General features: G+C 70.0%; 24 protein-coding genes and 1 riboswitch. Of the genes, 21 read left to right on the top strand and 3 right to left on the bottom strand.

All coding sequences use genetic code 11. From position 1 onward, the window contains the following. The first annotated feature begins 211 nt into the window (after positions 1 to 211). The 10 genes from F1734_RS21100 to F1734_RS21055 all read left to right on the top strand — a co-directional run bounded on the left by F1734_RS21100 (position 212) and on the right by F1734_RS21055 (position 9,769). Positions 212 to 640, top strand: a complete 429-nt coding sequence (locus F1734_RS21100) for an Rv0361 family membrane protein (RefSeq protein WP_010593169.1) — start codon at positions 212 to 214, stop codon at positions 638 to 640. A gap of 62 nt (positions 641 to 702) precedes the next feature. Beyond that, complete coding sequence (locus tag F1734_RS21095; RefSeq protein WP_010593168.1) at positions 703 to 1,113, top strand: rhodanese-like domain-containing protein; 411 nt, start codon at positions 703 to 705, stop codon at positions 1,111 to 1,113. Further along, a complete protein-coding gene (locus F1734_RS21090; RefSeq protein ID WP_010593167.1) occupies positions 1,110 to 2,333 on the top strand; it encodes an O-succinylhomoserine sulfhydrylase in 1,224 nt (407 codons plus the stop codon). The genes F1734_RS21095 and F1734_RS21090 overlap by 4 nt, the downstream gene beginning before the upstream one ends. A 238-nt stretch (positions 2,334 to 2,571) precedes the next feature. After that, a complete protein-coding gene (locus tag F1734_RS21085; RefSeq protein WP_026137749.1) occupies positions 2,572 to 3,522 on the top strand; it encodes a DUF808 domain-containing protein in 951 nt (316 codons plus the stop codon). A gap of 39 nt (positions 3,523 to 3,561) precedes the next feature. Next, positions 3,562 to 3,704, top strand: a riboswitch (cobalamin riboswitch). An 85-nt stretch (positions 3,705 to 3,789) separates the two neighbouring features. Next, on the top strand, positions 3,790 to 4,749 hold the full coding sequence (locus F1734_RS21080; RefSeq protein ID WP_420803897.1) for an ABC transporter substrate-binding protein: 960 nt from the start codon (positions 3,790 to 3,792) through the stop codon (positions 4,747 to 4,749). Beyond that, positions 4,746 to 5,774, top strand: a complete 1,029-nt coding sequence (locus F1734_RS21075) for a FecCD family ABC transporter permease (protein ID WP_017680701.1) — start codon at positions 4,746 to 4,748, stop codon at positions 5,772 to 5,774. Before F1734_RS21080 ends, F1734_RS21075 begins: the two co-directional genes overlap by 4 nt. Then, positions 5,771 to 6,577: an ABC transporter ATP-binding protein gene (locus F1734_RS21070; RefSeq protein ID WP_017680700.1), complete on the top strand. Its 807-nt coding sequence runs from the start codon at positions 5,771 to 5,773 to the stop codon at positions 6,575 to 6,577. The genes F1734_RS21075 and F1734_RS21070 overlap by 4 nt, the downstream gene beginning before the upstream one ends. Further along, a complete protein-coding gene (locus F1734_RS21065; protein WP_203011005.1) occupies positions 6,577 to 7,923 on the top strand; it encodes a bifunctional adenosylcobinamide kinase/adenosylcobinamide-phosphate guanylyltransferase in 1,347 nt (448 codons plus the stop codon). Before F1734_RS21070 ends, F1734_RS21065 begins: the two co-directional genes overlap by 1 nt. A 355-nt stretch (positions 7,924 to 8,278) precedes the next feature. After that, positions 8,279 to 9,007 carry an MspA family porin gene (locus F1734_RS21060; RefSeq protein ID WP_048772156.1) on the top strand — a complete coding sequence of 243 codons (729 nt, stop codon included), beginning with the start codon at positions 8,279 to 8,281 and terminating at the stop codon, positions 9,005 to 9,007. A 63-nt stretch (positions 9,008 to 9,070) separates the two neighbouring features. Then, the gene (locus tag F1734_RS21055) at positions 9,071 to 9,769 is read left to right on the top strand and encodes an MspA family porin (protein WP_048772159.1); all 699 of its coding nucleotides are present in this window, start codon (positions 9,071 to 9,073) and stop codon (positions 9,767 to 9,769) included. 197 nt (positions 9,770 to 9,966) lie between these two features. On the opposite strand, the gene F1734_RS21050 is transcribed toward F1734_RS21055, so the two are convergent. Beyond that, a complete protein-coding gene (locus F1734_RS21050; RefSeq protein ID WP_051009369.1) occupies positions 9,967 to 10,725 on the bottom strand; it encodes an HAD-IIA family hydrolase in 759 nt (252 codons plus the stop codon). 65 nt (positions 10,726 to 10,790) lie between these two features. Beyond that, positions 10,791 to 11,561, bottom strand: a complete 771-nt coding sequence (locus tag F1734_RS21045) for a sulfite exporter TauE/SafE family protein (protein WP_203011004.1) — start codon at positions 11,559 to 11,561, stop codon at positions 10,791 to 10,793. A gap of 368 nt (positions 11,562 to 11,929) precedes the next feature. Here F1734_RS21045 and F1734_RS21040 point away from each other — a divergent pair, with 368 nt between their 5' ends. The 10 genes from F1734_RS21040 to fgd all read left to right on the top strand — a co-directional run bounded on the left by F1734_RS21040 (position 11,930) and on the right by fgd (position 24,632). Then, on the top strand, positions 11,930 to 13,849 hold the full coding sequence (locus F1734_RS21040; protein WP_064065810.1) for a hydantoinase/oxoprolinase family protein: 1,920 nt from the start codon (positions 11,930 to 11,932) through the stop codon (positions 13,847 to 13,849). 53 nt (positions 13,850 to 13,902) lie between these two features. Beyond that, on the top strand, positions 13,903 to 14,325 hold the full coding sequence (locus F1734_RS21035; protein ID WP_017681267.1) for an acetone carboxylase subunit gamma: 423 nt from the start codon (positions 13,903 to 13,905) through the stop codon (positions 14,323 to 14,325). Between the two features lie 30 nt (positions 14,326 to 14,355). Further along, a complete protein-coding gene (locus tag F1734_RS21030; protein ID WP_017681268.1) occupies positions 14,356 to 16,482 on the top strand; it encodes a hydantoinase/oxoprolinase family protein in 2,127 nt (708 codons plus the stop codon). 25 nt (positions 16,483 to 16,507) lie between these two features. Next, on the top strand, positions 16,508 to 18,832 hold the full coding sequence (locus F1734_RS21025; RefSeq protein WP_017681269.1) for a hydantoinase B/oxoprolinase family protein: 2,325 nt from the start codon (positions 16,508 to 16,510) through the stop codon (positions 18,830 to 18,832). Between the two features lie 101 nt (positions 18,833 to 18,933). Continuing rightward, a complete protein-coding gene (locus F1734_RS21020) occupies positions 18,934 to 19,743 on the top strand; it encodes a hypothetical protein (protein WP_203011003.1) in 810 nt (269 codons plus the stop codon). A 75-nt stretch (positions 19,744 to 19,818) separates the two neighbouring features. Beyond that, positions 19,819 to 21,654: a sigma-54-dependent Fis family transcriptional regulator gene (locus tag F1734_RS21015; protein WP_191902587.1), complete on the top strand. Its 1,836-nt coding sequence runs from the start codon at positions 19,819 to 19,821 to the stop codon at positions 21,652 to 21,654. A 147-nt stretch (positions 21,655 to 21,801) separates the two neighbouring features. After that, entirely contained in the window at positions 21,802 to 22,275 is a 474-nt protein-coding gene (locus F1734_RS21010) for a hypothetical protein (protein WP_238424185.1), read from the top strand. 67 nt (positions 22,276 to 22,342) lie between these two features. Then, positions 22,343 to 23,083, top strand: a complete 741-nt coding sequence (locus tag F1734_RS21005) for a hypothetical protein (protein ID WP_010593148.1) — start codon at positions 22,343 to 22,345, stop codon at positions 23,081 to 23,083. Then, positions 23,080 to 23,547: an RDD family protein gene (locus F1734_RS21000; protein ID WP_059174698.1), complete on the top strand. Its 468-nt coding sequence runs from the start codon at positions 23,080 to 23,082 to the stop codon at positions 23,545 to 23,547. Before F1734_RS21005 ends, F1734_RS21000 begins: the two co-directional genes overlap by 4 nt. A gap of 71 nt (positions 23,548 to 23,618) precedes the next feature. Then, on the top strand, positions 23,619 to 24,632 hold the full coding sequence (gene fgd / locus F1734_RS20995) for a glucose-6-phosphate dehydrogenase (coenzyme-F420) (protein ID WP_026137887.1): 1,014 nt from the start codon (positions 23,619 to 23,621) through the stop codon (positions 24,630 to 24,632). 78 nt (positions 24,633 to 24,710) lie between these two features. On the opposite strand, the gene F1734_RS20990 is transcribed toward fgd, so the two are convergent. After that, complete coding sequence (locus tag F1734_RS20990) at positions 24,711 to 25,655, bottom strand: AraC family transcriptional regulator (protein ID WP_203011001.1); 945 nt, start codon at positions 25,653 to 25,655, stop codon at positions 24,711 to 24,713. Between the two features lie 237 nt (positions 25,656 to 25,892). Here F1734_RS20990 and F1734_RS20985 point away from each other — a divergent pair, with 237 nt between their 5' ends. Further along, positions 25,893 to 26,465: a flavin reductase family protein gene (locus F1734_RS20985; RefSeq protein ID WP_203011000.1), complete on the top strand. Its 573-nt coding sequence runs from the start codon at positions 25,893 to 25,895 to the stop codon at positions 26,463 to 26,465. Positions 26,466 to 26,491: the final 26 nt, after the last annotated feature.

Below are 26,491 nucleotides of genomic sequence, written 5' to 3'. Positions count from 1 at the left end.
GGGCACGCGGGAGCGGCAAGAACTGCGCGACGAACCGGGCGTGACGAGAATTCGCTTCAGCGACAACACATGTGGGCGCTCACTCGACACAGGTCGACGGCGAGACGTCGAACGAGGTGCGTAGAGGCCATGGCCAATTCCTACCTCGAGAGGGTTTATCGGGGCAAATGCGCCCGCGTGGGGCCGTGCCGGTGCCGCCTAGGATCACCCCATGGCAGCCGAACGCGCACCCGAGCCCGACCCGGACGAAACGGACCGCAGCAGCGCGACGCCGTTCCTCGCGGCACTCGCGATCATCGTGGTGCTCGTCGTCGGGGTGTTCGTCGCCCAGCTGGTGTCGCCGTCGGACCGCAGCGCCACCGGCACCGAACTCGTCGTGCGGACGGTCGACGACTACGTCCGCGCCCACAACGCCGGCGACCGCGTCGCGCAGGACCGGCTGCGCTGCGACCGGCTCGCGGCCGACCGGGCCCCCTGGGCCGGCGTCGACGGCGAGGTGCAGCTCGAGGCCGTCGAGAACGTCGAGACGGACGACGACCGGGCCACCGCCGACGTGCGTGCCCGGTCCGCCGGCGGCGAGCAGACCAGCACGTGGCAGTTCGTCCGGATCGACGACGTCTGGCGGATCTGCACGTTCTGACCGGCGGCCGGCACCACCCGCCCGCCTGGTCGGCTCGCCGTGAGCTGTGAAAAGCTGGTGCGGTGAGCTACGCAGGTGATATGACGCCGCAGCAAGCCTGGGAGCTGCTGCGCGAGAACCCGGACGCCGTGCTCGTCGATGTGCGTACCGACGCCGAATGGAAATACGTGGGGGTTCCCGAGACGTCCTCCATCGGGCGTCGCGCCCTCTTCGTCGAGTGGGTGCGCTACCCGAACGGCGCCCGCAACGAGCACTTCGTCGACCAGCTGAAGGACGCCGGCGTGACCGGCGGGCCGATCGTGTTCCTGTGTCGCTCGGGACAGCGTTCCATCGCCGCCGCGGAGGCGGCCACCGCCGCGGGCCTGGCCCCGTCGTACAACATCCTCGAAGGATTCGAAGGCGGCCTCGATGCCGAGAGGCATCGCGGCGCCGAGGGCTGGCGGGCCGCGGGCCTGCCGTGGAGGCAGTCGTGAGCACAATTCCCAGGGGCGGCGCGTTCGAGCGGCCGCTGCCGGCATCGGTGCGTCCCGCCACGCTCGGCGTGCGCGGCGGCACCATGCGGTCCGGATTCGAGGAGACCTCCGAGGCGATCTACCTCAATTCCGGCTTCGTCTACGAATCGGCCGAGGCCGCGGAGCAGGCGTTCACCGGCGAGGTGGACCACTTCGTCTACTCCCGGTACGGCAACCCGACGGTGAAGATGTTCGAGGAGCGGTTGCGGCTGCTCGAAGGCGCCGAGGGCTGCTACGCCACCGCCTCGGGCATGTCGGCGGTCTTCACCGCCCTCGCGGCGCTGCTCGGCAAGGGCGACCGGCTGGTCGCGGCCCGCAGCCTGTTCGGCTCCTGCTTCGTGGTGTGCAACGAGATCCTGCCGCGCTGGGGCGTCGAGACCGTGTTCGTCGACGGTGAAGACCTCGACCAGTGGGAGCAGGCCCTGTCCGTGCCCACGACGGCGGTCTTCTTCGAGACTCCGTCCAACCCGATGCAGACCCTCGTCGACGTGCGCCGGGTCTCCGAAATGGCCCACGCCGCCGGCGCCAAGGTGGTGCTCGACAACGTCTTCGCCACGCCCCTGCTGCAGCGCAGCCTCGATCTCGGCGCCGACATCGTCGTGTATTCGGGCACCAAGCACATCGACGGTCAGGGTCGCGTGCTCGGCGGGGCGATCCTCGGCCCGCAGGACTACATCGACGGCCCGGTCCAGCACCTCATCCGCCACACCGGCCCGGCGCTGAGCCCGTTCAACGCCCACACCCTGCTCAAGGGCCTCGAGACGATGGCGGTGCGGATCCGGCACTCGGTGGAGTCGGCCGAGCGGATCGCCCGGTTCCTCCAGGACCACGCCGCGATCCGGTGGGTCAAGTACCCGTTCCTCGAGTCGCACCCCCAGTACGACCTGGCCCGGTCCCAGATGAGCGGCGGCGGAACGGTCGTCACCTTCGAACTGGACGCCCCGGAAGGCGCCGGCAAGAAGCGCGCGTTCGAGCTGCTCGACGGGCTGCGCATCGTCGACATCTCCAACAACCTCGGCGACGCCAAGTCGCTGATCACCCATCCGGCGACGACGACGCACCGGGCGATGGGGCCGGACGGCCGGGCGGCGATCGGCCTGTCCGACGGCGTGGTGCGGCTGTCGGTGGGGCTCGAGGATCCGGAGGATCTGCTCGAGGACTTCGAGCAGGCGCTGCGGTAGCCGGCGGCGAGGTCGAGGGCCGCAGCCGCATCGAGGCCCCGTCGACGTGGCGGGGCCCCGATCCACCGCCCGGAACTGCCGGGGCGACGACACCGGCCGGACCGGGCAGCGCCGGAGACCCGACCCCGCGGTCGTGCGCGCTTCGGTAAGTTCGTGCGCGCTTCGGTAAGTTACAGAGTCGACCCGCAACTGCGTGTCGTTCGATCGGCTCTGCACAGCCGAACTGTGGGAGGTTCCCGTGGCTGGTGGTCTCGTCGCCCTGCTGGACGACGTCGCGGCACTGACGAAAGCGGCCGCGGCGTCCATCGACGACATCGGCGCCGCGGCCGGCAAGGCCGGCGTCAAGGCGGCAGGTGTCGTCGTCGACGACACCGCAGTCACCCCGCGCTACGTGCACGGGTTCACCCCGGACCGGGAACTGCCGATCATCCGCAAGATCGCGATCGGGTCGATCCGCAACAAGCTCCTGATCATCCTGCCGGTGGCGATGCTGCTGAGCCAGTTCCTACCGCAGGCGCTGCCCTACCTGTTGATCGCCGGTGGCCTGTTCCTGTGCTTCGAGGGAGCCGAGAAGGTCTACGAAGCGCTCACCGGCGGTCACCACGACGACGACACGACGGCGGCGCAGAGCGGCCCCGAGTTCGAGAAGGCGATGGTCGGTGGCGCGATCCGCACCGACCTCATCCTCTCGGCCGAGATCATGGTGATCTCCCTGTCGTCGGTCGAGGACGAACCGTTCCTCACCCGGCTGGCGGTGCTCGTCGTCGTCGCGATCCTCATCACCGCGCTGGTGTACGGCGCGGTCGCGCTGATCGTGAAGATGGACGACGTGGGCCTGTCGCTCGCCGGCCGCCGGTCGTCGTTCAGCCGACGGGTCGGCCGGGGACTCGTGGCCGCGATGCCGAAGGTGATGACGGTGCTCACCGTGGTCGGGATCGCCGCGATGCTGTGGGTCGGTGGCCACATCCTGCTCGTCAACGTCGGCGAGGCCGGATTCCACTGGCCGGCCGATCGCCTGCACGATCTCGAACACTGGTTCGGCGATCTCGTGCAGGGCGGCTTCGGCGGTGTGCTGTCCTGGACCGCGGGGACCGTGGTGTCCGCGCTCGTCGGGCTCGTCGTGGGCGCGATCATCGTGCTGATCGCGCACCTGATTCCGAAACGGAAGAAGCGCGAGGCGGCGCACTGACGGACCCCGGGCTGCCGTCCCCGGGCCCGGAGCCCTGCGATACGCTGCGGTGACCCCGCTTCCGGGTGGGGTGCCGCAGCGTATCGGTGAAGTCCGGTGTAATCCGGCACTGTCCCGCAACTGTGAGGCCGGCAGCGCGCTGCCGGACGAGTCAGGTCGGCCGGCGCGGCGGCCACGTACTGGTCCTCGGACGAAGGACGGTGTCGTGCCGCAACGGTGATCGTTGCAGCCGTGCTGTTTTCGTCCTCCGCCTCACGGAGGATGGTTGTGCCTGCCCCCACTGTGCCGGCCCGCCGGCTGTTCGCCGCCGGACTCGCCGCGTTCGCCCTGTTCGTCGCATCGTGCGCCTCGAGCGGCGGCTCCGAACCGGCCTCCGCGCCCTCCGGGGACGGGAGCTTCCCCGTCGCCGTGAGCTCCGGCGACGGAGCGATCACCCTCGATGCGGCCCCGGATTCGATCGTCTCCCTCAGTCCCACCGCCACCGAGATGCTCTACGCCGTCGGCGCCGGCGACCAGGTCGTCGCGGTCGACGACCAGTCCGACTTTCCCGCCGGGGTGCCCGTCACCGCCCTGTCCGGATACTCACCGAACGTCGAGGCCGTGCTCGGCTACGAACCGGATCTCGTGGTGGCCATGGACGACGTGGGCGACCTCGTCTCCGGCCTCGAGGCCGCCGGCGTCCCCACGCTCCTGTTGCCGGCCGCCACCACTCTCGACGAGGCGTACACGCAGATCGAGCAGCTCGGCGCCGCCACCGGGCACGTCGGTGACGCGGGCGAACTCGTCGCCTCGATGCGCAGCGACATCGACGAGGTCGTCGCCGGGTTGCCCCCGCGCCCGGCTCCGCTGACCTACTACCACGAGCTCGACGACACCTACTACAGCGTCACCGGCGACACCTTCGTCGGGGGCATCTACGAAATGCTCGGCCTGCGTTCCATCGGCGACGCCGCCGGTGCCGACGCCTACCCGCAGCTGTCCGCCGAGTACGTCCTCGACGCCGACCCCGACCTGATCTTCCTCGCCGACGGGCAGTGCTGCGGCGTCACCCCGGAAACCGTGGCCGCCCGCGCCGGCTGGGGTGAGCTGACGGCCGTCCGGTCCGGACAGATCCACGTGCTCGACGAGGACGTCGCCAGCCGCTGGGGACCGCGGGTCGTGGACCTCGTGCGGAACCTCGGGGCGATCGTGGCTGCCGCCGAACCCGCCGCCCAGCCCACCCGGTGACCCGCGCCGCGCGCCATCCGGCCCTGGTGCTCGGCGCGGCAGCCCTCGTCCTGGTGATCGTGCTGCACGTCGGGGTGCTCGTCGGCCCCGCCGGACTGACCGTGCGCGGCGTGTTCCTGGAACTGATCGACGCCCTGCCCTTCGTCGACGTCGACTCCGGGCTGACGACCCGGCAGCAGGCCATCCTGTGGAACATCCGCATGCCGCGGGTGGCGCTCGGTGCGCTGGTCGGCGCGATGCTCGCCATCGCCGGCGCCACCTACCAGGGGGTGTTCCGCAACCCGCTGGCCGACCCCTACCTGCTCGGGGTGTCGAGCGGCGCCGGCCTGGGCGCGACGCTCGCGATCGCCCTCGGCGGAGTGCTCGCGTCCGTCGGGGTGCCGGTCGCCGCGTTCGCCGGCGGCCTCGTCGCCGTCGCCGCCACGTACGCGCTCGGGCGCAGTGTCGGCGGGATGCGCTCGGAGGTGGTGATCATCCTGGCCGGCGTCGCGGTGGCGGCCTTCGCCAACGCGGCGCAGACGTTCGTCCAGCAGCTCTACGACGACACCCTGCGGCAGGTGTACACGTGGCTGCTCGGCCGCCTCAGCACCGACGGCTGGTCCGACGTGGTCGTGGTCCTGCCGTACGTCGTGGTGTCCGCGGCGGTCATCCTGCTGCACCGCCGGATGCTCGACGTGATGGCGGTGGGCGACGTGGAGGCCGCGAGCCTCGGGGTGAACCCGGCGCGGGTCCGGCTGATCCTGGTGTGCGTGGCGACCCTCGGCACTGCCGCCGTGGTCGGGGCCAGCGGGCTCATCGGCTTCGTCGGAATCGTGGTGCCGCACGCGATCCGGCTGATCGTCGGACCGGGGCACCGGCTGCTGCTGCCGCTGTCGCTGATGATGGGAGCCGCCTTCCTCGTCCTGGCGGACGTGCTGGCCCGGACCGTGATGTCCCCGGCCGAACTGCCCATCGGCGTGGTGACCGCGGCTGTCGGCGCGCCGTTCTTCCTGGTGGTGCTGCGCCGGCATCGAGGGGTGTCGTGAACGCCGTCGAGTGCCGGGGCCTGCGCGTCGACCGCGGCGGCAAGACCGTCCTGCACGGGGTGGACCTGACCGTCGGGCAGGGGGAGTGGATCGCCCTCGTCGGGCCCAACGGTGGGGGGAAGACCACGCTCCTGCACGCGCTGGCGGGACTGGTGCCCGCCAGCGGCCGGGTCCGCGTCGGCGGACTGGACCCCGCTCACGCCGGGCGCCGGGCGATGGCCCGGACGGTGGCGCTCATGCCGCAGCGGCCCGTCGTGCCCGAGGGCATGACGGTCACCGACCTGATCCGGCTCGGCCGCACCCCGCACCTGCCGCGGTTCGCGACCGAGTCGGCGCACGACCGTGACGTGGTCGAGTCGGTCCTCGACCGGCTCGACCTGCGCGGACTGGCGGCCCGTCCGGCGACGGAACTGTCCGGCGGCGAGCTGCAACGGGTGGTCCTCGGGCGCGCACTCGCGCAGGAGCCGCAGGTGCTGCTGCTGGACGAACCCACCAGCGCCCTCGACATCGGCCACCAGCAGCACGTGCTGGACCTGGTGGAGTCGATGCGCGCGGAGAACGGGATCACGGTCCTCGCGGCGATGCACGACCTGACCTCGGCGGCGCTGTACGGCGGACGGCTGGTACTGCTCACCGACGGTCGCGTGGTCGCCGACGGTGCGCCCCGGCAGGTGCTCACGGCCCGGCGCATCGCCGAGGTGTACGGCGCGCGCGTCGAGGTGCTGGACCGTCCCGGTTCCGGTCCGGCCGTCGTGCCGGTGCGCGGAAGTTCTTCGGGCCGAGTCGAATCGGAGGATCCGTGATGGAGGTACTGCTGCTGGGCACGGGTGCGGCCGACGGCTGGCCGAATCCGTTCTGCCTGTGCCGGTCCTGCTCGGACGCCGCCGCCCGCGGCGAGATACGCGGGCAGACGGCCGCACTCGTGGACGACGTGCTCATGCTCGACTGCGGTCCCGAGGCGCCGCGCGCGGCCCTGCGCCACGGCCGCACGCTCGCCGGGGTGCGGCACGTCCTGCTCACCCACTCCCACCCCGACCACCTCGGTCCGCAGGCGCTGCTGTTCCGATCCTGGGCGGCAACGGATTCCGAGATCGAGATGATCGGCCCAGTCGACGCGCTGGACCAGTGCCGGGACTGGATCGCTCCCACCGACCCCGTGCGGTTCGTGCCGGTCGCGGCCGGGGACGTGCTGACAGTCGGGGAGTACCGGGTGCGGGTGCTGCCCGCCGCGCACCGCGTCCTGAGCGAGGGAGACTCCGTGCTCTACGACGTGCAGGGCCCCGGCGGTGACCGGTTGTTGTGGGCGTGCGACACCGGGCCGCTGCCGATGGAGTGGTTCGACCGGGTCGCCGGTGCGGACTACGACGCGGTGTTCCTGGAGGAGACGTTCGGGGACCGACTGGATCTGGGCTCCGCGCACCACACGCTGCCGGCGTTCGGCGAGACGGTGCGCACCCTGCGCGCGTGCGGGGCGGTGACCGAGCGGACGGAGGTGGTGGCCGTGCATCTCGGCCACCACAACCCGCCCGTCGGGCAGTTGCGGATCCGGCTGGCGGCCAGCGGGGCGCGACCGGGCGACGACGGTGAGGTGACGACGGTGGGACGCACGACCGGCAAAGCCGCTGCGACGCAGCGCACTCTGGTACTCGGCGGTGTGCGTTCCGGCAAGTCGCGGCACGCCGAGGAGTTGCTCGAATCGTTCCCGGCGGTGACGTACGTGGCGACGGGCGGCACGCGCGACGGCGACGCGGAGTGGGCCGAGCGCGTCGCGCTGCACCGTGCCCGCCGGCCGCGGTCGTGGACGACGGTCGAGACCGACGACGTGGCGGCCGTGCTCCGCGAGGCGGACGAGCCGTTGCTGATCGACTGCCTGGGGACCTGGCTCACCGCGCGCCTGGACCGTCACGACGTGTGGTCGGGTGGGGACCTCGCCGCGGTCGAGGCGGATGTCGAGGAACTGCTCGATGCGTGGCGTTCGTGTGCCGTGCCGGCGGTGGCGGTCAGCAACGAGGTCGGCAGCGGCGTGGTCCCGCCGACGGCGTCCGGCCGGCTGTTCCGGGACCTGCTCGGTCGGCTCAACGCGCGGGTCGCGGCCGAGTCGCAGGCGGTGACGTTGGTCGTCGCGGGCATCCCGACGCGGTTGCGCTAGATCATCGAACTGCGTTCTGCGCAAGTAGGATTCCCAGTCACAGATAACCCCTCTGCCGCACACGGCTGTGCTCGGATGTGATCTGGAACACAGGCGTAACTGTTTAGTGACCCTTTGCACCGGGCGTGTTATCGTTCCGAAACGAACTGGGGTCCGAGCGGGGGTGTCGGTCCACAGTGCCCCTCGGGGCAGGCACACCAACGACACCTGAATCCGCTTGTGCGAGAAACCGACCGGTATCTCGCCCCGACCTGACCAGAATGCACATCCGAATCGACCGCGGCGGCTGCCCGCGGCCGTGATCAGCCGTGCCCGGGGGCGCCCGGGTAACCGCACACCTGAGTAGGGGAATGAATTGAGCAACAAGCACACGTCCGGCCTCCGCCGCGGCGCACGCATCGGTGGTGTCGCAGCAGCGGCCGCCGTCGCCCTGGGCTTCCTGTCCGCAGGTGCGGCGAACGCCGACACCTTCGTGCCGCTGCCCGACGGCGAGATCGCCGCTCCCAGCGGGAACGTCATCAAGCGGTTCGCCGAGAGCGCCCTGATCTCGCCGTCGCTCGCGGCCAACGGCGCAGGTCGCGTGGCCTGGGTGTCCGGTACGGTCACCGCCGATGTCAAGGGTGTTCCGGCCAATGCGGAGGCCGGTCCGTCCAACGGCGGCATCGCCGAGAACCCCGACGGTTCGATCAACACGAACGGCACCCAGGGCACCTCCACCGACGGTGTCCCGCGCCTGACCACCGGCTACATCGTCGGCTGCCAGGTGGACATCAGCAAGCTCTCGGGCACCCTGGGGCTCAACGCGGGTCTGTCCGCGAACCTGGTCTCCGAGAGCGCCAGCGGTACCGCCGGCGGTTCCGCCAACATCTCGGTGCCGATGAGCGCCGGCCAGGTCAAGTTCGCCCGTGTCGAGAGCAAGGCCATCAAGAAGGACGGCACGTACACCATCCAGTACCAGGACGCGCAGATCGACGCTCAGGGCTGCGGCGGCTACGCGCAGGCTCGTTCGTACACGGTCCTCGAGGTCCCGGGTAACGACTACGAAAAGACCACCCTGTACGGCCAGCCGTTCAGCATCGGCTGAGCACCTCCAGGCCACCCCTCCTTACCCTCGCTCGCACGAGCGTAGAACCTCGAGAGAGAGACCATGAAGACCAGCTTCAAGACCGGCCTGCGCCGCGCGCTCAAGACCGCCGGTGTCGGTGCAACCGTCGCCGTCGCGATCGGATTCGCCTCCGTCGGTGCGGCCAACGCCGACACCTTCGTTCCGCTGGAGGACGGCTCGATCAGCCAGACGCTGCCCGACGGCATCACCGTCACCGTCACCCGGAGCGGTGAGACCGCCAACATCTCGCCGTCGATGGGTGCGACCCCGCTGCACCGCAACGTGTGGGTTTCGGGCAAGGCCGACGTCGAACTGAGCGGCCCGGGCGTCGACAAGCTCGGTGGCCGGATCCAGCCCGGCTACATCGTCGGCTGCCAGCTCGGTATGACGGCCAACCTCGGTGCAGGGGCCGGCCTGACCGGTGGTGCCAGCTCGACCAGCTCGACGCCGACCGCGGGCGCCTCGGTGACGGGCAACGCCGGCATCACCCTGACGCCGAACCAGGCCTACGACTACAAGGTCCTCGACCTGACGCAGACGGACCCCTGGGGCGCCGAGGTCCACCGCAACTTCAATGTGTTCAAGGGCGCGAGCGGCAGCGTCACCTGGGGCGACTCGACTCTCGGCGTCACCGGTTGCGCCGGCTACGCCCAGGCCCGCAGCTACGTCAAGGTCACGGTCGACACCGCGACCACGACCCACCAGGTCACCCTCTGGGGGCAGCCCTTCAGCATCGGCTGATCGAGGCGCCTTCCGGAGGTGAGCAGCCCCGCCGACGAGAACCTCATCCTCTCGTCGGCGGGGCGTCGTCGCTGCCCGGTCCGGTGGGGGCCGGGCAGTGGCGCTGTGGGGTGAACAGCGAGAGGGAGGTTGTCGCGGCATCGCCCGAGTGGCATGCGCGAGAACCTCCCTCTCGCCGCCGGAACCGCCCGCTCCGGTCAGAACGGATTCGCCGTGCGCCCCACCAGTTCCGCGACGGATTCGATGACCCGGGTGGGCCGGTAGGGGAACATCTCCACGGACTCGCGGGTCGAGATGCCGGTCAGCACCAGCAGCGTCTGCAGACCCGCCTCGAGGCCGCAGACGATGTCGGTGTCCATCCGGTCGCCGATCATGAGCGTGTGCTCCGAGTGCGCACCGATCGCGCGCAGCGCGGACCGCATCATCAGGGCATTCGGTTTGCCCACGAAGTACGGTTCGCGGCCCGTCGCGCGGGTGATCAGCGCCGCGACGGCCCCGGTGGCGGGGAGCGAACCCTCACGCGACGGTCCGGTCGGATCCGGATTGGTGGCGATGAACCGGGCGCCGCGCTCGACGAGCCGGATCGCGGTGGTGATCGCCTCGAACGAGTAGGTGCGGGTCTCCCCGAGGACGACGTAGTCCGGGTCGTTGTCGGTCAGGACGTAGCCGATGTCGTGCAGAGCCGTGGTCAGTCCCGATTCGCCCACCACGTACGCGCTGCCGCCGGGTCGCTGATTCGCCAGGAACGTCGCGGTCGCCAGCGCCGACGTCCAGATCGCCTTCTCCGGGATGTCGAGGCCGGTGCGTAGCAGCCGGGCGCGCAGATCCCGCGGAGTGCGGATCGAGTTGTTGGTGAGCACCATGAACGGTGTGCCGTTCTCCCGCAGTTCGGTCAGGAACGCGTCGGCGCCGGGTATCAGGTGTTCCTCGTGCACCAGGACGCCGTCCATGTCCATGAGGTAGTTCCAGACCGGCGCGGGTACGGGTTCGTCGTTCACCGTTCGAGTGTGTCACCGACCGCTCACGCCAGCAGCCGGTACAACCCGATCGAGCCGACCACGACGATGACGGCCCGCAGTGCCGTGGGCGAGAGCCGGCGGCCGTACCGGGAGCCGAGGGCGCCACCGATCAGCGAGCCCACGGCGATCAGCGCCGCCGCCGTCCAGTCGATCCGGTCGAACGCGACGAGGGTGTAGGCGACGGCCGCCACGACGTTGACCAGCAGCGAGAGCAGGTTCTTCGCGGCGTTCTGCCGCTGGATGTGATCGTGCAGCAGCGCCCCGAACAGACCCATCAGCAGGATGCCCTGCGCGGCCGTGAAGTAGCCGCCGTACACGCCCACGGCGAAGGTGCCGACGACCAGCGCCGTCATGCGCGCGGGCCCGATCTGCTCGGCCGGGCCGCTGGAGCGTCGCAGCACCCACTGTTGCAGCTTCGGCTGGAACACGACCAGGAGCAGCGCCAGCACGAGCAGAACGGGCACGATCGTCTCGAAGGCCGATTCGGGCAGGTTCAGCAGCAGCCACGACCCGAGGACCGCGCCGGAGACGGAGGCGGGGATCTGCCATCGCAGCCGCGGCCACTGCCCGCGGAGCTCGCGCCGGTACCCCCATGTGCTCGACACCCCACCCGCGACGAGCCCGACGGCGTTGGACATCGTGGCGGTCACCGGCGGCAGCCCGAAGGCGACGAGCGTCGGGAAGGTGATGAGGGTCCCGGAGCCGACCAGCGCGTTGATCGCGCCGGCGCCCAACCCGGCCAGGGCGACGACGAACAGTTCCAGCGGTGTCACCGAGCCGACCTTACGTCAGCCGCCGAAGTGCGCTGTCGCCGCCACCCCTGATCGGCGGGGCTACTCGAATCCGCTGTCCGGAAGGGTCTTTCGCGGCCGCCGCGCGAGACGGAGCGGCCCGCCGCGCCCTGCGGCGGCGCACCGTCCCATTTCCGGACACCGTCCGTCGATGGAAGCCGTCCCGCAACCCGGGTAGCCGGACGCCTCCGTTCCGGTGTCACGCCGAACCCGCAGGTAGAGGGCGTCTCGAGGTGGAAGATGAGCCATGTCATAGCCGGTGTCCGGAAGTGGCACACTTCACACCCGCCGGCCAGGCCCAGGCTTTCCCCATTCGAACCGCAACACGCAACCCGAACGGGGGACACCCGATGGACAGACTCATCAACATCGACAACGGTGGCACGCTCACCGACATCTGCGCCTGGGACGGCCACGAATTCAGCTTCACCAAGACCCTCACCACACCGTTCGATCTGTCGCAGTGCCTGTTCGACGGACTGACGAAGGTGTCGAAGGAGATCTACGGCGCCGAGGACCTGCCCACCCTGCTGCACTCCACGGCGCACATCCGCTACTCGACCACGCAGGGGACGAACGCGCTCGTCGAGCGCAAAGGTCCTCGCATCGGCATCGTCACGGACTCGGCCACCCTCGTCGACGAGCTGCGCCGCACCCCCGAGCAGCGGGCGCTGTTCGACGACCTCGTCGGCACCCGCGTCGCCGTCGTCGACACCGACGCCGCGGACCTCGAAGGCGAACTGGTCGCCCGGGTCAACCGTCTGACCACCGACGGCGCCGCCCGCATCGTCGTCGCCGTCGGGAACACCGACGACGGACGTGAACGGACGCTGCGCGGCATCCTGCTCCGCAAGTTCCCGCGCCACCTGCTCGGGTCGGTTCCGTTCCTGTACTCGTGGGACTTCACCACCGACCGCACACCGGCCCGGCGGGTCTGGTCGGCCGTGATCAACACGTTCCTGCACCCGACCATGGAACGGTTCCTCTACAACGCCGAGCACCGGCTGCGCGACCACCGCGTGAAGAACCCGCTGCTGATCTACCGCAACGACGGCGCCTCCTCGCGCGTCGCGAAGTCCGTGGCCCTCAAGACGTACTCGTCCGGCCCGCGCGGCGGACTCGAGGGCACCCGGGCGCTCGCCGAGATCTACGGGCTCAAGCACGTTCTCATGATCGACGTCGGCGGCACCACGACCGACATCGGCACGGTCGCCGGACGCGAGATCCTCACCGACCGCCGCGGCACCATCGCCGGCATCCCGACCTCCTTCCCGATGTCGAACGTCGAGTCGGCCGGCATCGGCGGCAGCTCCGTCATCACCGTCACCGACGGGGCGATCACCGTCGGACCGGAAAGCGTCGGTGCGGCACCCGGACCGGCCTGCTTCGGCTTCGGCGGCACGTCCGCGACCATCACCGACGTCAATCTCCTCCTCGGCGTGCTCGATCCGGCCACCTACCTCGACGGCGACTTCACGCTCGACGCGGACCGGGCCCGCGCCGTCGTCACCGCCACCGTCGCCGAACCGCTCGGACTCACCCTCGACGAGGCCCTGCTGGCGATGGAACAGGCGTACTTCACCGCGATGGGCAACGCCGTCGCCCCCGCGGTGTCCGACGCCGACGAGACCACCATTGCCGCGTTCGGCGGCGCCGGCCCGATGAGTGCCTGCGGCGCGGCACGGGTCGCGGGCGTGCGCAGCGTGCTCGTCCCCAAGCTCGCCGCGGTGTTCTCCGCCTTCGGCATCGGGTTCTCCGACATCGGGCAGAGCTACGAGGCCGACGTCGCAGACACGACCGAGACGACCCTCGCCGCGGCCGTGACCGACCTCCTGGCCAAGGCCGAGCGGGACATGTTCCAGGAAGGGCACGCCCTCACCGACTGCGAGCTGTCCTGGACGCTGACCACCGAGGATGCGCACGGCGCCACGGTCGACGAGACGCCGTACGAGCCCGGGGAGTGCGTCGAGCTGCTGCCCGGCGCGTCCACCGCACTGACCCTGGTGGCCACCCGCCGGATGAACCGGATCGAGCTCCCGCACGGCTCCTTCGCCGAGGCCCGCGCCCCCCGCGCGGCGGGCGAGCGCACCGTGCTCGGAGCCGCCGGCCGGCAACCGGTGCCGGTGTTCACGCTGGCCGACCAGGAGCCCGGCGCCACCGCCGAGGGCCCGGCCATCGTCGAAGGCCCCTTCTTCACCGCCCGGGTGCAGGAGGGCTGGAGGTTCGAGGTCACCGCCGGCGGCGACCTGCTGCTCACCGACACCCACTGACCGACAGATCCCGAAGCCTGTTCGACCGCAGGCTCGTTCGAAGGACGCACGACATGCAGATCCCCATGACCGAATACCTGGTCATCGACCTCGACAGCGAACTGTGGGTGTGCCGGGTGTGCCGGCACGAACTCGGCAGCGCCCGCGGGAACTACAAGGAAGGCACCCTGGTCTACGACCGCGACCCGCGCGAGATCCACCAGCCCATCATCGATCCCGACCGCTACGAGTTCACGTTCTCGCCGGATCCGAACTACTGCCGCATCCTCGAGTACTACTGCCCCGGCTGCGGCACCCAGATCGAGACCGAGTACATCCCGCCCGGACACCCCCCGACCGTCGACATGGAATGGGACGTCGACGCCTTGCGCGCCCAGTGGCTCGAACGCGGCACCGATCCCGGACAGGTCGTCACGTACGGCCCCGGCCAGGACGCCGAGGGCGAGTTCGAAGGCCGGCGCCACAACCACCACTAGTCACCGCGACCCGCAAGGAACCCCGTCACCATGAAACGAATCTCCGTCGACATCGGCGGCACCTTCACCGACTGCTTCTTCGCCTGGGACGACAAGTACGTCGAGGCCAAGGCCCTCACCACTCACCACAACCTGGCCCAGGGTTTCAACGAGGCCCTCGACCTCGCCTGCCGTCGCGCCGAGCTGGACCGGGACGACGTGCTGTCCCAGGTGGATTCGGTCCGCTACGCCACCACACTCGGCACCAACGCCCTCATCGAACGCAAGGGTCCGCGCGTCGGTGCCATCGTCACCCACGGCTTCGAGGACACCATCCCGCTCTCCCGCGGACGGGGCTACGGTGAGGGCCTCGATCCGTCGATGCAGCAGAACCTTCCGGCCGCGGAGCGCCCCGACCCGCTGGTCCACCGCAGCCTGATCCGGTCGGTCCAGGAGCGGGTCAACTCGGCCGGCGAGATCGTCGTCCCGCTCGTCGAGCGGAACGTGCGCGAGATGGTGCGCGAGCTCGTCGACGCCGGCGCGCAGGCGCTCGTGGTGTCGCTGGTGAACGCCACCGAGAATCCCACCCACGAGCTGCGGATCATGGAGATCATCCAGGAGGAGTACCCGGAGCATCAGCTCGGCGCGATCCCGGTCCTGCTCGGCCACCAGGTTTCCGGACGCAAGGGCGAGTACGTCCGCGCGACGTCCACCATCGTCGACGGCTTCCTGCACGGCATCATGTTCCACGCCATGAGCCAGCTCGCGAACAACCTGCGGGACTCGGGCTACGACAAGCCGATGCTCATCATCCACAACTCCGGTGGCATGGCCCAGATGAACTCGACCGATGCCCTGCAGACCATCCACTCGGGTCCCGTCGCGGGTGTCAGCGCCGCCGAGCATCTGTCGGAGTCCTCGGGGATCGGCAACATCATCACCACCGACATGGGTGGCACGTCCTTCGACATCGGCCTGGTGCCGGCGGGCGGCGTCAAGCACTACGACTTCCAGCCCACGATCGACCGCTGGCTGGTCTCGGTCCCGATGATCCACCTCGAAACCCTCGGTGCCGGAGGCGGATCCATCGCGAGCTACGACCGGATCCACCACTCGGTCCGGCTCGGGCCCGAGTCCGCCGGCTCGGACCCCGGTCCGGCCTGCTACGACCGCGGCGGGCTGCGCCCCACGGTGACCGACGCCGACCTGCTGCTCGGCTACCTGGACCCGGACAACTACGCCAACGGTTTCATCAAGCTCAACCGCAAGCGCGCGGTGTTCGCCGTCGAGGAACAGCTGTGCGACGAGCTCGACCTCGACGTCATCGACGTCGCCAAGGTCATCAAGCGATCGGTCGACGAGCAGATGGCGATCGGCATCGCCAAGGAGCTGCGGGTGCGCGGCTACCTGCCGGAGGACTTCACGATGCTCGCCTACGGCGGCAACGGCCCGCTGCACGCGTGCGGGATCGCCGACCAGGCCGGCATCCGCAAGATCCTCGCCCCGCCGTTCTCCTCCGTGTTCTCCGCGTGCGGTGCCGGCAACATGAAGCAACTGCACATCCACGAACGCGGCGTCCACGTGGTGCTCTACAACGCCACCACCCGCGGGCTCTACGACAGCTACGACGAGTTCAACGAGATCGTCGCCGCGCTCGAGGCCCGGGGCGCGGAGGACCTGCGCCGTCAGGGCGTCGGCGACGGCGCGATCGAGCACCGCCTCGAGATGGACCTGCGCTACGGCAACCAGCTCGTGACGACCGCGGTGGCGTTCGACATCAACCGGATCCACGGGGTCGGCGACGTGCTCCACCTGATCCGCACGTTCTCCGACATCTACTCCAAGCGCTACGGCGAGGGGTCGGCCGCACCCGAGGCCGGCATCCGCGTCCAGACCATTCGCGTCGCGTCCTACGTCAACGGTGAGACCGTCGAGTTCGATTCCCTGCACCACGACGGGGAACGGACGCTGCCGGCCCCGGTCGGGCACCGCGACGTCCACTTCGTCGCGCATCCCCGGGCGATCACCACCGCGATCTACGACGCCGACGCGCTGAGTCACCACCACGTGATTCCCGGTCCGGCGATCGTCACCACCGAGAACACGACCTACCTCGTCGAGCCGGGCTGGCGCCTCGAACCCTCACCGCAGGGCGCCGTCTGGTTCCTCAAGGACTAGCGCAGAAAGCACAGGAGACACAGCCATGACCGCACTTCACGACGACCTCGCAACCGCTGCGGAGCAGCGCCTGACGGCATCGCTGAACGAGCAGGAACAGCAGTGGGTCGACGACTTCATGGACGAGACGACGCTGTTCCTCGGCCCGGATCGCGACATCATGCGTTCGCACCACATCACCTCCCGCAGCGAGTTCGAACAGCAATGCCTCGCCGACGGTGTCGACCCCCTGCAGGTGGACCGCATCCGCAAGCGCCTCGCCGGCGCCCTCGACGAGGGCTTCGAGATGTGCGAGGCGATGGGCGCGGCACCGGGCGCCAAGTGGGGCGACCTCACCACGGCCATCTACACCGCGGCCGGGGACGTCACCTACCTGTCCTGCCACGGCGTGATCGCGTTCTCCGCGATCCTGCACCACCCGATCCGGTACATCATGAAGTACTGGAAGGACGAGCCGACCGTCGGAATCCACCCCGGCGACGGGTTCATCCACAACGACGCCCGCTTCGGCAACGTCCACAACACCGACCAGTCGATGATCATGCCGATCATCCGGGACGACCGCATCATCGCCTGGGTGGCCGCCACGATCCACGAGGGCGAGAACGGCGCCTGCGAACCGGGCGGCATGCCCTCCGGTTCGGAGACCCCGTTCGACGACGGGCTGCGGATGAGCCCGTTCAAGATCGTCGAGCGCGGCGAGTTGCGCCGCGACCTGCTCACCTTCCTGCAGCACTCGGTCCGCGACCCGAAGCTCCAGCTCGCGGACCTGAAGGTGAAGATCGGTGCGGTCCAGCGCATCCAGGAACGCGTCGACAAGATCATCGACGAGGTCGGCGTGGAGACGTTCGTCGCGGCGCTGCGGATCACCGTCGAGGACGTCGAAGCCGAGGTGCGCCGGCGCATCCGGGAACTGCCCGACGGCACGGTCCGGTTCAACCAGTTCATGGACTCCACCCTCAAGGAGAACATCCTCATCAAGCTCGCCTGCTCCATCACGGTGAAGGGCGACAAGATGACCATCGACCTGCGCGGCAGCGGACCGGAGATCCTGAACCGGGCCATCAATTCGCCGCTGTGCTCGGTCAAGTCGATGATGATGCAGGCCATCCTCGCGTTCTGGTGGCCGGACCTGCCGCGCTGCACCTCCGCGATGAGCCCCATCGAGATCATCTCCGACGAGCACACGTGGTCCGACGCCGGCTACGACGCCCCCATGGGCCAGTCGCTGCAGGCTTCCTTCCGCGGCTTCTCGGCGCTCCAGAACCCCTGGGCCAAGTTGCAGTTCTCCAACCCGGAGAAGTTCTCCAACGTCATCGCGCCCTGGTTCAACCAGATCAACACCTTCCTGTGGGGTGGGGTCACCCAGCACGGCGACCAGGTCGGCAACCTGTGCGCCGACCTGAACGGAATGGGCGGCGGCGCCAAGGCCTTCCGCGACGGCGAGGACGCGGTCTCCCCGCTCTTCTGCGCGATGGCCGACACGGCCGAGCAGGAGGTCATGGAGGAGGAGGTGCCCTTCATGCAGCTGGTGAGCAAGCGGATCGTCCGCGACAACCAGGGATTCGGCAAGTACCGCGGCGGCATGGGCTACGAGATGATCGTCGCGGCCGAGGGCACCCCGCTGTGGGGCTTCATGACGGTGACCTCCGGCGCGAAGTTCTCCTCCGTCAGCGGGCAGTTCGGCGGGTACGGCTGCAACACCTACCCCCTCGCGACGGTCAAGGGCGTCAACGTCTACGACGAACTGCGCCGCAACCCGGAACGGTTCGACCTGTCCATCGAGAAGGTGATGAACGAACAGCCCTTCGAGGGCGCCGAGTACAGCACCAGCCACATGGGTCTGCAGTTCGACGTCGCCAAGGACGGTGAGCTGTACATGATTTCGCAGGGCACGGGCGGAGGCTACGGAGATCCGCTCGAACGCGCCCCGGAGGACGTGGTTGCCGATCTCGAGATCGACCGGATCTCCGCGAAGGTGGCGCACGACATCTACGGCGTCGTGTACGCGCCGGACACCTTCGTCGTGGACGTCGACGCCACGGAGGCGCTGCGTGCCTCGATGCGGCGCGACCGGCTCTCGCGCGGTGTGCCCTACGGGGAGTTCGTCGAGAAGTTCGTGACGCCGGAGCCGCCGCAGGACCTGCTGTACTACGGGTCCTGGGGCGACACCGAGGAACTGACGGCCACGCACTTCACCGTCCACGGGGCCGAGCGGGTCACCACGACGATCGACCGGATGCCGATCATCATGATGCCCGACCGCCGGGAGCTGAAGATCGCCGAACTCGCGGCCCGGGTGAAGGAACTCGAGTCGAAGCACGGCGAGATCGTCCACCGCAAGTCCTGAAGCCGGTCCGGCCCGCTCCGGCCACCGGATCCACCCCGAACCGGGTGCCCGCACGTGTGCTCCCCTCACCGTGCGGGCACCCATTCCCTGGAGTCACGATCATGACCATCTCGTTTCCCGCCATTCTCGACGCGCCGGTCTCCGGGCGCCGGGTCCCCCTCGTCGTCGACCATCTCGACTACAGCCGCCGGGTCCTGCTCCGCGGCAACCCCGTGCCGTGGACGGATCCCACCGCGCTGTCGAACTTCCTCAACCAGGCGCACGGGCTGCTGCGGCCGGACGTCACACTGCTCGATCTCGGCGAGTTCTACCGCCTCGCGGCGGACGACCCGCGGCTGGGCGAGGCGATGGCCGCCCGGTCCCGGACCGGGTACGCGTTGCGGGCGCTGCTCGCGGACGCCGCGACCACGCGCGCCGTGACGACGCTCGCCGCCACGGTGGCCGGCACCACCCGGTTGCCGCTGCTGCTGCAGATCCCCTCACCGCGGGCCTGGCTGGCGGCGACCCATCCCGGAGACGTCGCGGACCTGGACGCGGACCGTGTCGAGGCCGCGGCCATGTACGTCGCGGACTGGCTGCGCGGCTTCGCCGAGGTGCCGGTCGCGGCGGTCCTGCTCGACGAGCGGATCGCGCCGGGCGCTGCCGCCGCGTTGCCGCCGGCCGATCCGCAGTCGTACGTGCCCGTGACCAACGTGGCCGCGCACTACCGGTGGGAGATCGGACTGCGCGACGAGGACACCGTCTCGATCGGCGAGCACGAGGGTGACGTCCTCGGCTCCGAGTACTGGCTCGCCGCCGAGGCTGCCGTCCCGGACGCGCACGGCGTGTTCCGGCTCGCGCACCTGCCGGCGGACGCAGTCCCGGAGACGGTGCTCGCCCGGCTGGCCGCACTCGACGGCCCCGGTGCCTGATCGTGGACGACCTGCACGCCGGTGCCGCGGGGAGCGGCACCGGCCGGAGGACGGGCGCTACCCTGGAGACGTGACATGCATCACGACCACACCGGGGCGGGGCGGCCGGTGAAGAGCGCGGACCGACGGCTGCGGGTGGCGGTGGCCCGGGCCGGATTCCTCGACTCCGGCGAACCGGACGATTCGCTGGTCTCGTCCGTCGTGTCCGCGTCGTGGCGACGCTCCGCCGCGGCGGGGGTCCGCCCGTCCGGTGGGGAGGTCCGGTTCGCGGGTGAGGTCGACCGGGCCTCCCGCCTGGTCCAGTGCTCGCTGCCGGTCCTGGACCGGCTCGCGGAGGAGACCGTCGACGTCCCGGTGAGCATCGCCCTGACCGACGCCAAGGCGCAGGTGCTGATGCGCCTCGACGGTGCCCGGGCCATCGGACGGCTGCTCGACCACGTCTCGCTCGCACCGGGCTTCGACTACAACGAGGGTCAGATCGGCACGAACGGCGTCGGCACGGTGCTCGAATCCGGGCGTGCCGTGCAGATCGAGGGCGCCGAGCACTTCCACGAACGGTTCCAGCCGTTCGCCTGCTCCGGGGCACCGATCCGGGACCCGTTCAGCGGACGCGTCGCCGGCGTCATCGACATCAGCTGCCTCACCGAGCATTCGTCGCCGCTGCTCACGACCGTGGTGCGGACCGCGGCAGCGGAGATCGAACAGAATCTGTTCCGCGACCGCAGCGCCCGTCAGCACGCGCTGTTCGACGCGTTCGTGCGCGCCGACGCCCGCGGCGGGGCGGCCCTCATGGCGATCGGGAGCGCGATGTCGCTCGCGAATCCGCTCGCCCACACCCTCCTCGCGCCGGAGGACCAACGCCGGGTCGGTGAACACGTCGACTACGTCATCGGGCACCGCGCGCGAATCGACGAACTGCTCGAACTGAGCACCGGCCTGTCCGTCCGGGTCCGGGCGACCCGGATCCTGGCGGGCGAGGACACCGCCGGATACCTCGTGGAGGTCTCCGAAGCGGCCGCGTCCGCGGCACCGCTGCCGTCCGTGCCGAACCGCGTTCGCGAGCACCGCATGCACTCCGGACGGGTCGGTCTGGCCGCGGCCGGCACGGATCGTCTCCGCTCGAGCGGTTCCTCCGCGCTGTGGATGCGCGCCTGCAACGAGATCGAGGAGGCCCTGTCCGCCGGGGCGAAGCTGCTCCTCACCGGCGAGCCGGGCACGGGGAAGGCCTCTCTCGCGTCCGAGATCTTCCACTCCCTGTACGCCGGGGGGCGGAGCATCCTCGTGGACGGCAGCGAGACCGATCTGTCCGGGCTCACGGTGCCCTCCGCCAACCCCACCCTGTACGTGCTGCGCAACATCCAGGCGATGCCCGGCCCGCTCACGACCACCCTGGCCGAGACCCTGGCGGAACCCGTCGCCGAGCACGTCTTCGTCGTGGCCACCATGGAGGAGTCCGAGGAGCCGCCCTCCGAGACCCTCGCCCCGCTGCTCGCGGCGCTCGACCGGACGGTGCACGTTCCCGCCCTGCGACACCGCACGGACGACATCGCAGGAGTCGTGGCCCAGGTCCTCCGCAAGATCACCGGATCGCAGAGCCGCACCGTCGCTCCCGACGCCATGCGGGTGCTGGCACGCTATCCGTGGCCGCGCAACATCCACGAGGTCGAGGCGGCGCTGCGCTGCGCCGTCGCGCACCGGCCTGCCGGTGCCATCACGGTCGAGGACCTACCCGAGTGGTGCCGGCACGGTCCGCGCCGGCAGCTCAACGCGGTCGAGTCCGCCGAACGGGACCTCATCGCCAAGGTCCTGCGGGAAACCGGTGGCAACCGGGTGCACGCCGCGCGCGCCCTGGGAATCTCCCGGTCGTCGCTGTACCGGAAACTGACCCTGTTCGGTTTCACCGGCGAGTAGGCCCCCGCCGGTCGTCGAATCTGCCGCCGGTGCTCGCACGGTGCGAACCCGTGTCCGGATGTGGGACAGTTCACGACCGCCCCTCCTGCCGAAGATGGAGACAGCACATCTCGTCAGCGCGAAGGAGGAACGAGAGTCGTGGACGTCATGGACGAGCCGTTCTTCAGCTGGAACCGGCGACGAATGATCCTGCACACCAACAGATGTCCGGTCCCCGAATCGTCCGGGTCGCCGGCCGGCGCCGGGCTCGTCTCGGACGTCCCGCTGACGGTCGGAACCCGGCGAGGGCGTCTGATCACCGTCGTCGTCGACGACGACGAGTACGTGGCACTGGTGGTGGGCGACGTCCGGGGGCGGCACGATGTGCCGGTGCGCCGGGTGGTCACCGAAGGGTTACTGATCGAGGGGAGCCGCAGCCGGCTCGACGCGGAGATCCTGTTGCCCGTTTCGGAGGCGCCCGTTGTTCCGGTACCGAGTGTCGTCCGGCGGATCCCGGACCCTCGGAGCCGGTACGCCGAGGCGGTGCAGGCACTCCTCGCGTACTCCGGCGCCCGGTCCGTCACCGTCGAATTCGCCCCGGCGTCGCTGCGGACCGCTCGGGGCCTGGACCGATCCGCGTGAACGCCGGCGGCCCTCAGCCGATCGGGAACTACGTGCATTTCGGGCGCCGGAGGGCTTTGATATCGGTATGAACGGCAGGACCGCCCCGGACCCGGTGCGCGTGGCGGTGGGGGCCGCGGCCACCGTGGGCGACGGGATTCGTCGCATGCTTCTGTTCGGCGTCGACGCAGCGCGCCGGCTACCGGGTGTGGACCCGGCGCTCGTCGCCCTCGAGTCGCGCGGCGCCGAGACCCTGCGCGCCGGGGACGAGATCGCGGACCGGGTGCTGCACACCGTGGTGCGCAGGGTGGTGGACGCGGCCCTGGACGTCGTGGACATCACCGCCGTCGTGCGGGACCACGTGGACCTCGACGTCCTCGCGGAGGGGATCGACATCGAGCGGATCCTCGACCGGGTGGACATCGACGCCGTCGCGGCACGCATCGCGATCGCACCGATCCTGGCCCGCGTCGACATCGACGCGGTCGCCGCGCGAGTGGACGTGGCGGCGATCGTCGACCGCGTGGACCTCGACGCGCTCGCGGCGAAGATCGATGTCGAGGCGATCATCGACCGCGTCGACCTGGACGCGCTCGCGGCGAAGATCGACGTGGACGCGATCATCGGGCGGGTCGACCTCGTCGGCCTCGCGAACGCGGTGATCGAAGGGGTCGACCTGCCGAGCATCATCCGCGAGTCGACGGGGTCCATGTCCACCGAGGCGGTCCGCGGCGTCCGCAGCCAAGGGATGCACGCCGACGACGCGGTGTCCGGGTTCGTCGGGCGGTTCTTCGGACGCGTGCCGGAAACCCCGGAAGCACCCGCGTGACCGGCGGCGGGCAGCCGCACGGGCCGGCGGGGATCGTCACGCGGGGTATCGCGGCTGCCGTCGACCTCGGCGTGGTGCTCACGGTGATGGGCGGGATCTACCTGGCCGTGCTGTTCGCGCGACTGCTGTTCTCGCCGCAGGAGTTCACCCTCCCGGACGCACAGATCCTGCTGTCCGTCGCCGTGTTCGTCGGTGTCGCGGTGGTGTACCTGACGGCGTGCTGGGCGACGACGGGACGAACACTCGGTGCGGTGGTGATGGGGTTACGGGTGGTCAGCCGCAACGGCGACCTCGTCGGGTGGATTCGTTCGGCGGCGCGGGCCTGGCTGTGCGTGATGTTCGGCTTCGGGTTGCTGTGGGTGGCGGTGGACCGGCGCCGGCGGTCTCTGCAGGACATCCTCCTGCGCACCAGCGTCGTCTACGACTGGCAACCGCATCTGCATCCGGCCGAACTCGAGACGTGACGTCGCGCCCGTCACAGTCGGCTGGGCCATACTCGAACCGACTGAGAAACGTAGACGGGTAGGAGTTCGTGGTGTCGCAGGGTCTGAAGTTGGGGTACAAGGCGTCGGCGGAGCAGTTCGGGCCGCGGGAGCTGGTGGAGCTGGCGGTGCTCGCCGAGGAGCGGGGGATGGATTCGGCGACGGTGTCGGATCATTTCCAGCCGTGGCGGCACAACGGGGGGCATGCGCCGTTCTCGTTGGCGTGGATGACCGCGGTGGGCGAGCGCACGTCGCGGTTGCAGCTGGGCACCTCGGTGCTGACCCCGACGTTTAGGTACAACCCGGCGGTGATCGCGCAGGCGTTCGCGACGATGGGGTGCCTGTATCCGGGGCGGGTCATGCTCGGGGTGGGGACGGGGGAGGCGCTCAACGAGATCGCCACCGGCTACGAAGGCCAGTGGCCGGAGTTCAAGGAACGCTTCGCGCGGTTGCGCGAATCGGTGCGGCTGATGCGGGCGTTGTGGACGGGGGAGCGGGTCGACTTCGACGGCGAGTTCTACGCCGCGAAGGGGGCGTCGATCTACGACGTGCCCGAAGGTGGGATCCCGGTGTACATCGCGGCGGGCGGTCCGGTGGTGGCGCGGTATGCGGGCCGGGCGGGGGACGGGTTCATCTGCACCTCGGGCAAGGGCATGGAGCTCTACACCGAGAAGCTGTTGCCGGCGGTGGCGGAGGGCGCCGAGAAGGCCGAACGCGACGCACGCCGGATCGACAAGATGATCGAGATCAAGATTTCCTACGACACCGATCCGGAGAAGGCGTTGGAGAACTGCCGGTTCTGGGCGCCGCTCTCGCTCACGCCGGAGCAGAAGCATTCGATCGACGATCCGATCGAGATGGAGGCGGCGGCGGATGCGTTGCCGATCGAGCAGGTGGCCAAGCGGTGGATCGTGGCGTCGGATCCGGACGAGGCGGTCGAGCAGGTCGCCGCGTACGTGAAGGCCGGGCTCAATCATCTGGTGTTCCATGCGCCGGGGCACGATCAGCGGCGGTTCCTGGAGTTGTTCGAGCGTGATCTGGCGCCGCGCCTGCGTGCGTTGGCCTGACGCGGCTGACGCCGCCGGTGTGCCTTTTGGGCTGCCCTGACCGCCCAAAAGGCACACCGGCGGCGGAGGCGCCTGGGATCAGGCGGTCACGCCGCGCAGCGTCTCGGACGGGCTCACGCCGTACTTGCGCCGGTACGCGGCCGCGAACCGTCCGGTGTGCATGATGCCCCAGCGGAGCGCGACATCGGAAACGGTTGCGGTGCAATCGCTCACGGACAGATCTGTGTGCACGCGCTCGAGCCGGACGTCGGCGAGGTATTCCATCGGGGTCATGCCGACGCACTCGCGGAACCCCTGCTGGATGCGGCGGACACTGACGCCGACGAGTTCGGCCATGTCTGCGGCGGTCCACTGACGCGCCGGATCCTGCTGGATCGCGTCCATCACCCTCTTGACGGTCCGCGGACGTGCTCCGGCCGGGGAGTCGCGGTCGTCCGGTGCGGCGGCGAGCACGAGGGCTGTCGTGACGGCGCGGCACAGCTGCTCGGCCACCTGGTCGCTGCGGAGCAGGACGTTGTCCCGCAGCGACTCGTCCGCGATCGCACGCACGAGACGCAACCAGTCGGCCCCCGCGCCGGACCGCAGATCCAACTGCGCGGGCAGCCGCCTGCCGGGACGGGGGAGCAGGCGGTCCATCTCGCGCTGCACGTAGTCGCGGTCGACCTTGAACCCGATGATCTCGCACGAACTGCTCCACCGGGTGATGACGGTCGGGGTGTCGGGCGGGCAGACCGTCGCCAGCCCGGGAGCCGACACGACCTCGTCGCGGCCGACGGCGGTGACGAGGTGCCCGGTCAGGGGAATGTTGATGCCGTACGCGCCGGGGTGCTCGGAACGGATCAACACGTCCACCCCGAATCCGATCCGCGCCAGCCGCGAGGCGCCGAGCTGGGTCGATTCCAGCGACGTGCGGGCTGCGGGCCCACGGCCGAGAAGCGTCAGCTGGTGCGGGAAGTACGCCTGGGACACCACGTCGTGCACTTCGTCCCAGTCCGTGAAGCCGCGGCTCTCCGGTGCTCGCATTCGCCCTTCCAACCCTCCCAACTGGTGCTGTGCCGGTGTGTGGGCAACTCCCCACGCTAGCACCGTACTGTGACGACGGTCACGTGTCGCCCGGTCGATCCGGCCTGGTCCGAGCCCGCTTCGCAATGCGGATCGCCCCTTCGCAACGCGGATCGACGGAGTGTGATCCGGGTCATACGTTGGTTCTCGTTCCGGATCGACCCGCAATCGCACATCGTGCAGGAAGGCGGTCTCCCCATGGACCAGCGAGCACTTCGCAACATCTTCGGCCAGTTCGCCAGTGGGGTCACGGTGGTCACGTGCGCCGGCGCCGAGGGCACCCCGCACGGGGCCACGGTCACCGCCTTCACGGCCGTCTCGCTGGAGCCGAGGCTGTGCCAGGTGACGCTGACGCGGACGTCGAAGGCGTGCGGCTACCTCACCGACGCGCCGTTCGCCGTGAACATCCTGTCGGCCGACCAACTCTCCACCGCACTGCATTTCGCCGGCAGGCCGCAGGCCGTCGCACCGGACTGGGACGACACCGGGATCGCACCCGCCTTCCCCGGTAACGCCGCCACCCTGATCTGCCGGCCGTGGGCCGAGTACGACGGCGGCGACCACGTCATCTTCGTCGGCGAGATCGTCGACGCCTCCGTCGACGCCGAGAAGGACCCGCTCCTGTTCTTCCGCAGCACCTTCCACGACCTCGGGGACCGATCCGGCTCGACCGCATGGAACGGGTGCCTCGACGATCCGCACAGCGGATGGTTCGACGCCACAGCCACATTCACCCCACTGCCCGCGCAGCTCGCCCGCGCTGCCTCCTGATCCCACGCCCGCCTCTCTCGAAGGGA

It is taken from the genome of Rhodococcus ruber, assembly GCF_016804345.1.
In the GTDB taxonomy this organism is placed as follows: Bacteria; Actinomycetota; Actinomycetes; order Mycobacteriales; family Mycobacteriaceae; genus Rhodococcus; species Rhodococcus ruber.
The sequence above is the reverse complement of the archived record's forward strand: the minus strand, read 5'-3'. Positions and strand labels throughout refer to the sequence as shown.

Bases quoted from the DNA above. Each gene is read 5' to 3' on its own strand.
- F1734_RS21100 (WP_010593169.1), top strand. From the start codon at position 212: ATGGCAGCCGAACGCGCACCCGAGCCCGACCCGGACGAAACGGACCGC.
- F1734_RS21065 (WP_203011005.1), top strand. From the start codon at position 6,577: ATGGAGGTACTGCTGCTGGGCACGGGTGCGGCCGACGGCTGGCCGAAT.
- F1734_RS21055 (WP_048772159.1), top strand. From the start codon at position 9,071: ATGAAGACCAGCTTCAAGACCGGCCTGCGCCGCGCGCTCAAGACCGCC.
- F1734_RS21050 (WP_051009369.1), bottom strand. From the start codon at position 10,725: ATGGACATGGACGGCGTCCTGGTGCACGAGGAACACCTGATACCCGGC.
- F1734_RS21040 (WP_064065810.1), top strand. From the start codon at position 11,930: ATGGACAGACTCATCAACATCGACAACGGTGGCACGCTCACCGACATC.
- F1734_RS21035 (WP_017681267.1), top strand. From the start codon at position 13,903: ATGCAGATCCCCATGACCGAATACCTGGTCATCGACCTCGACAGCGAA.
- F1734_RS21030 (WP_017681268.1), top strand. From the start codon at position 14,356: ATGAAACGAATCTCCGTCGACATCGGCGGCACCTTCACCGACTGCTTC.
- F1734_RS21025 (WP_017681269.1), top strand. From the start codon at position 16,508: ATGACCGCACTTCACGACGACCTCGCAACCGCTGCGGAGCAGCGCCTG.
- F1734_RS21020 (WP_203011003.1), top strand. From the start codon at position 18,934: ATGACCATCTCGTTTCCCGCCATTCTCGACGCGCCGGTCTCCGGGCGC.
- F1734_RS21015 (WP_191902587.1), top strand. From the start codon at position 19,819: ATGCATCACGACCACACCGGGGCGGGGCGGCCGGTGAAGAGCGCGGAC.
- F1734_RS21010 (WP_238424185.1), top strand. From the start codon at position 21,802: ATGGACGAGCCGTTCTTCAGCTGGAACCGGCGACGAATGATCCTGCAC.
- F1734_RS21005 (WP_010593148.1), top strand. From the start codon at position 22,343: ATGAACGGCAGGACCGCCCCGGACCCGGTGCGCGTGGCGGTGGGGGCC.
- F1734_RS20990 (WP_203011001.1), bottom strand. From the start codon at position 25,655: ATGCGAGCACCGGAGAGCCGCGGCTTCACGGACTGGGACGAAGTGCAC.
- F1734_RS20985 (WP_203011000.1), top strand. From the start codon at position 25,893: ATGGACCAGCGAGCACTTCGCAACATCTTCGGCCAGTTCGCCAGTGGG.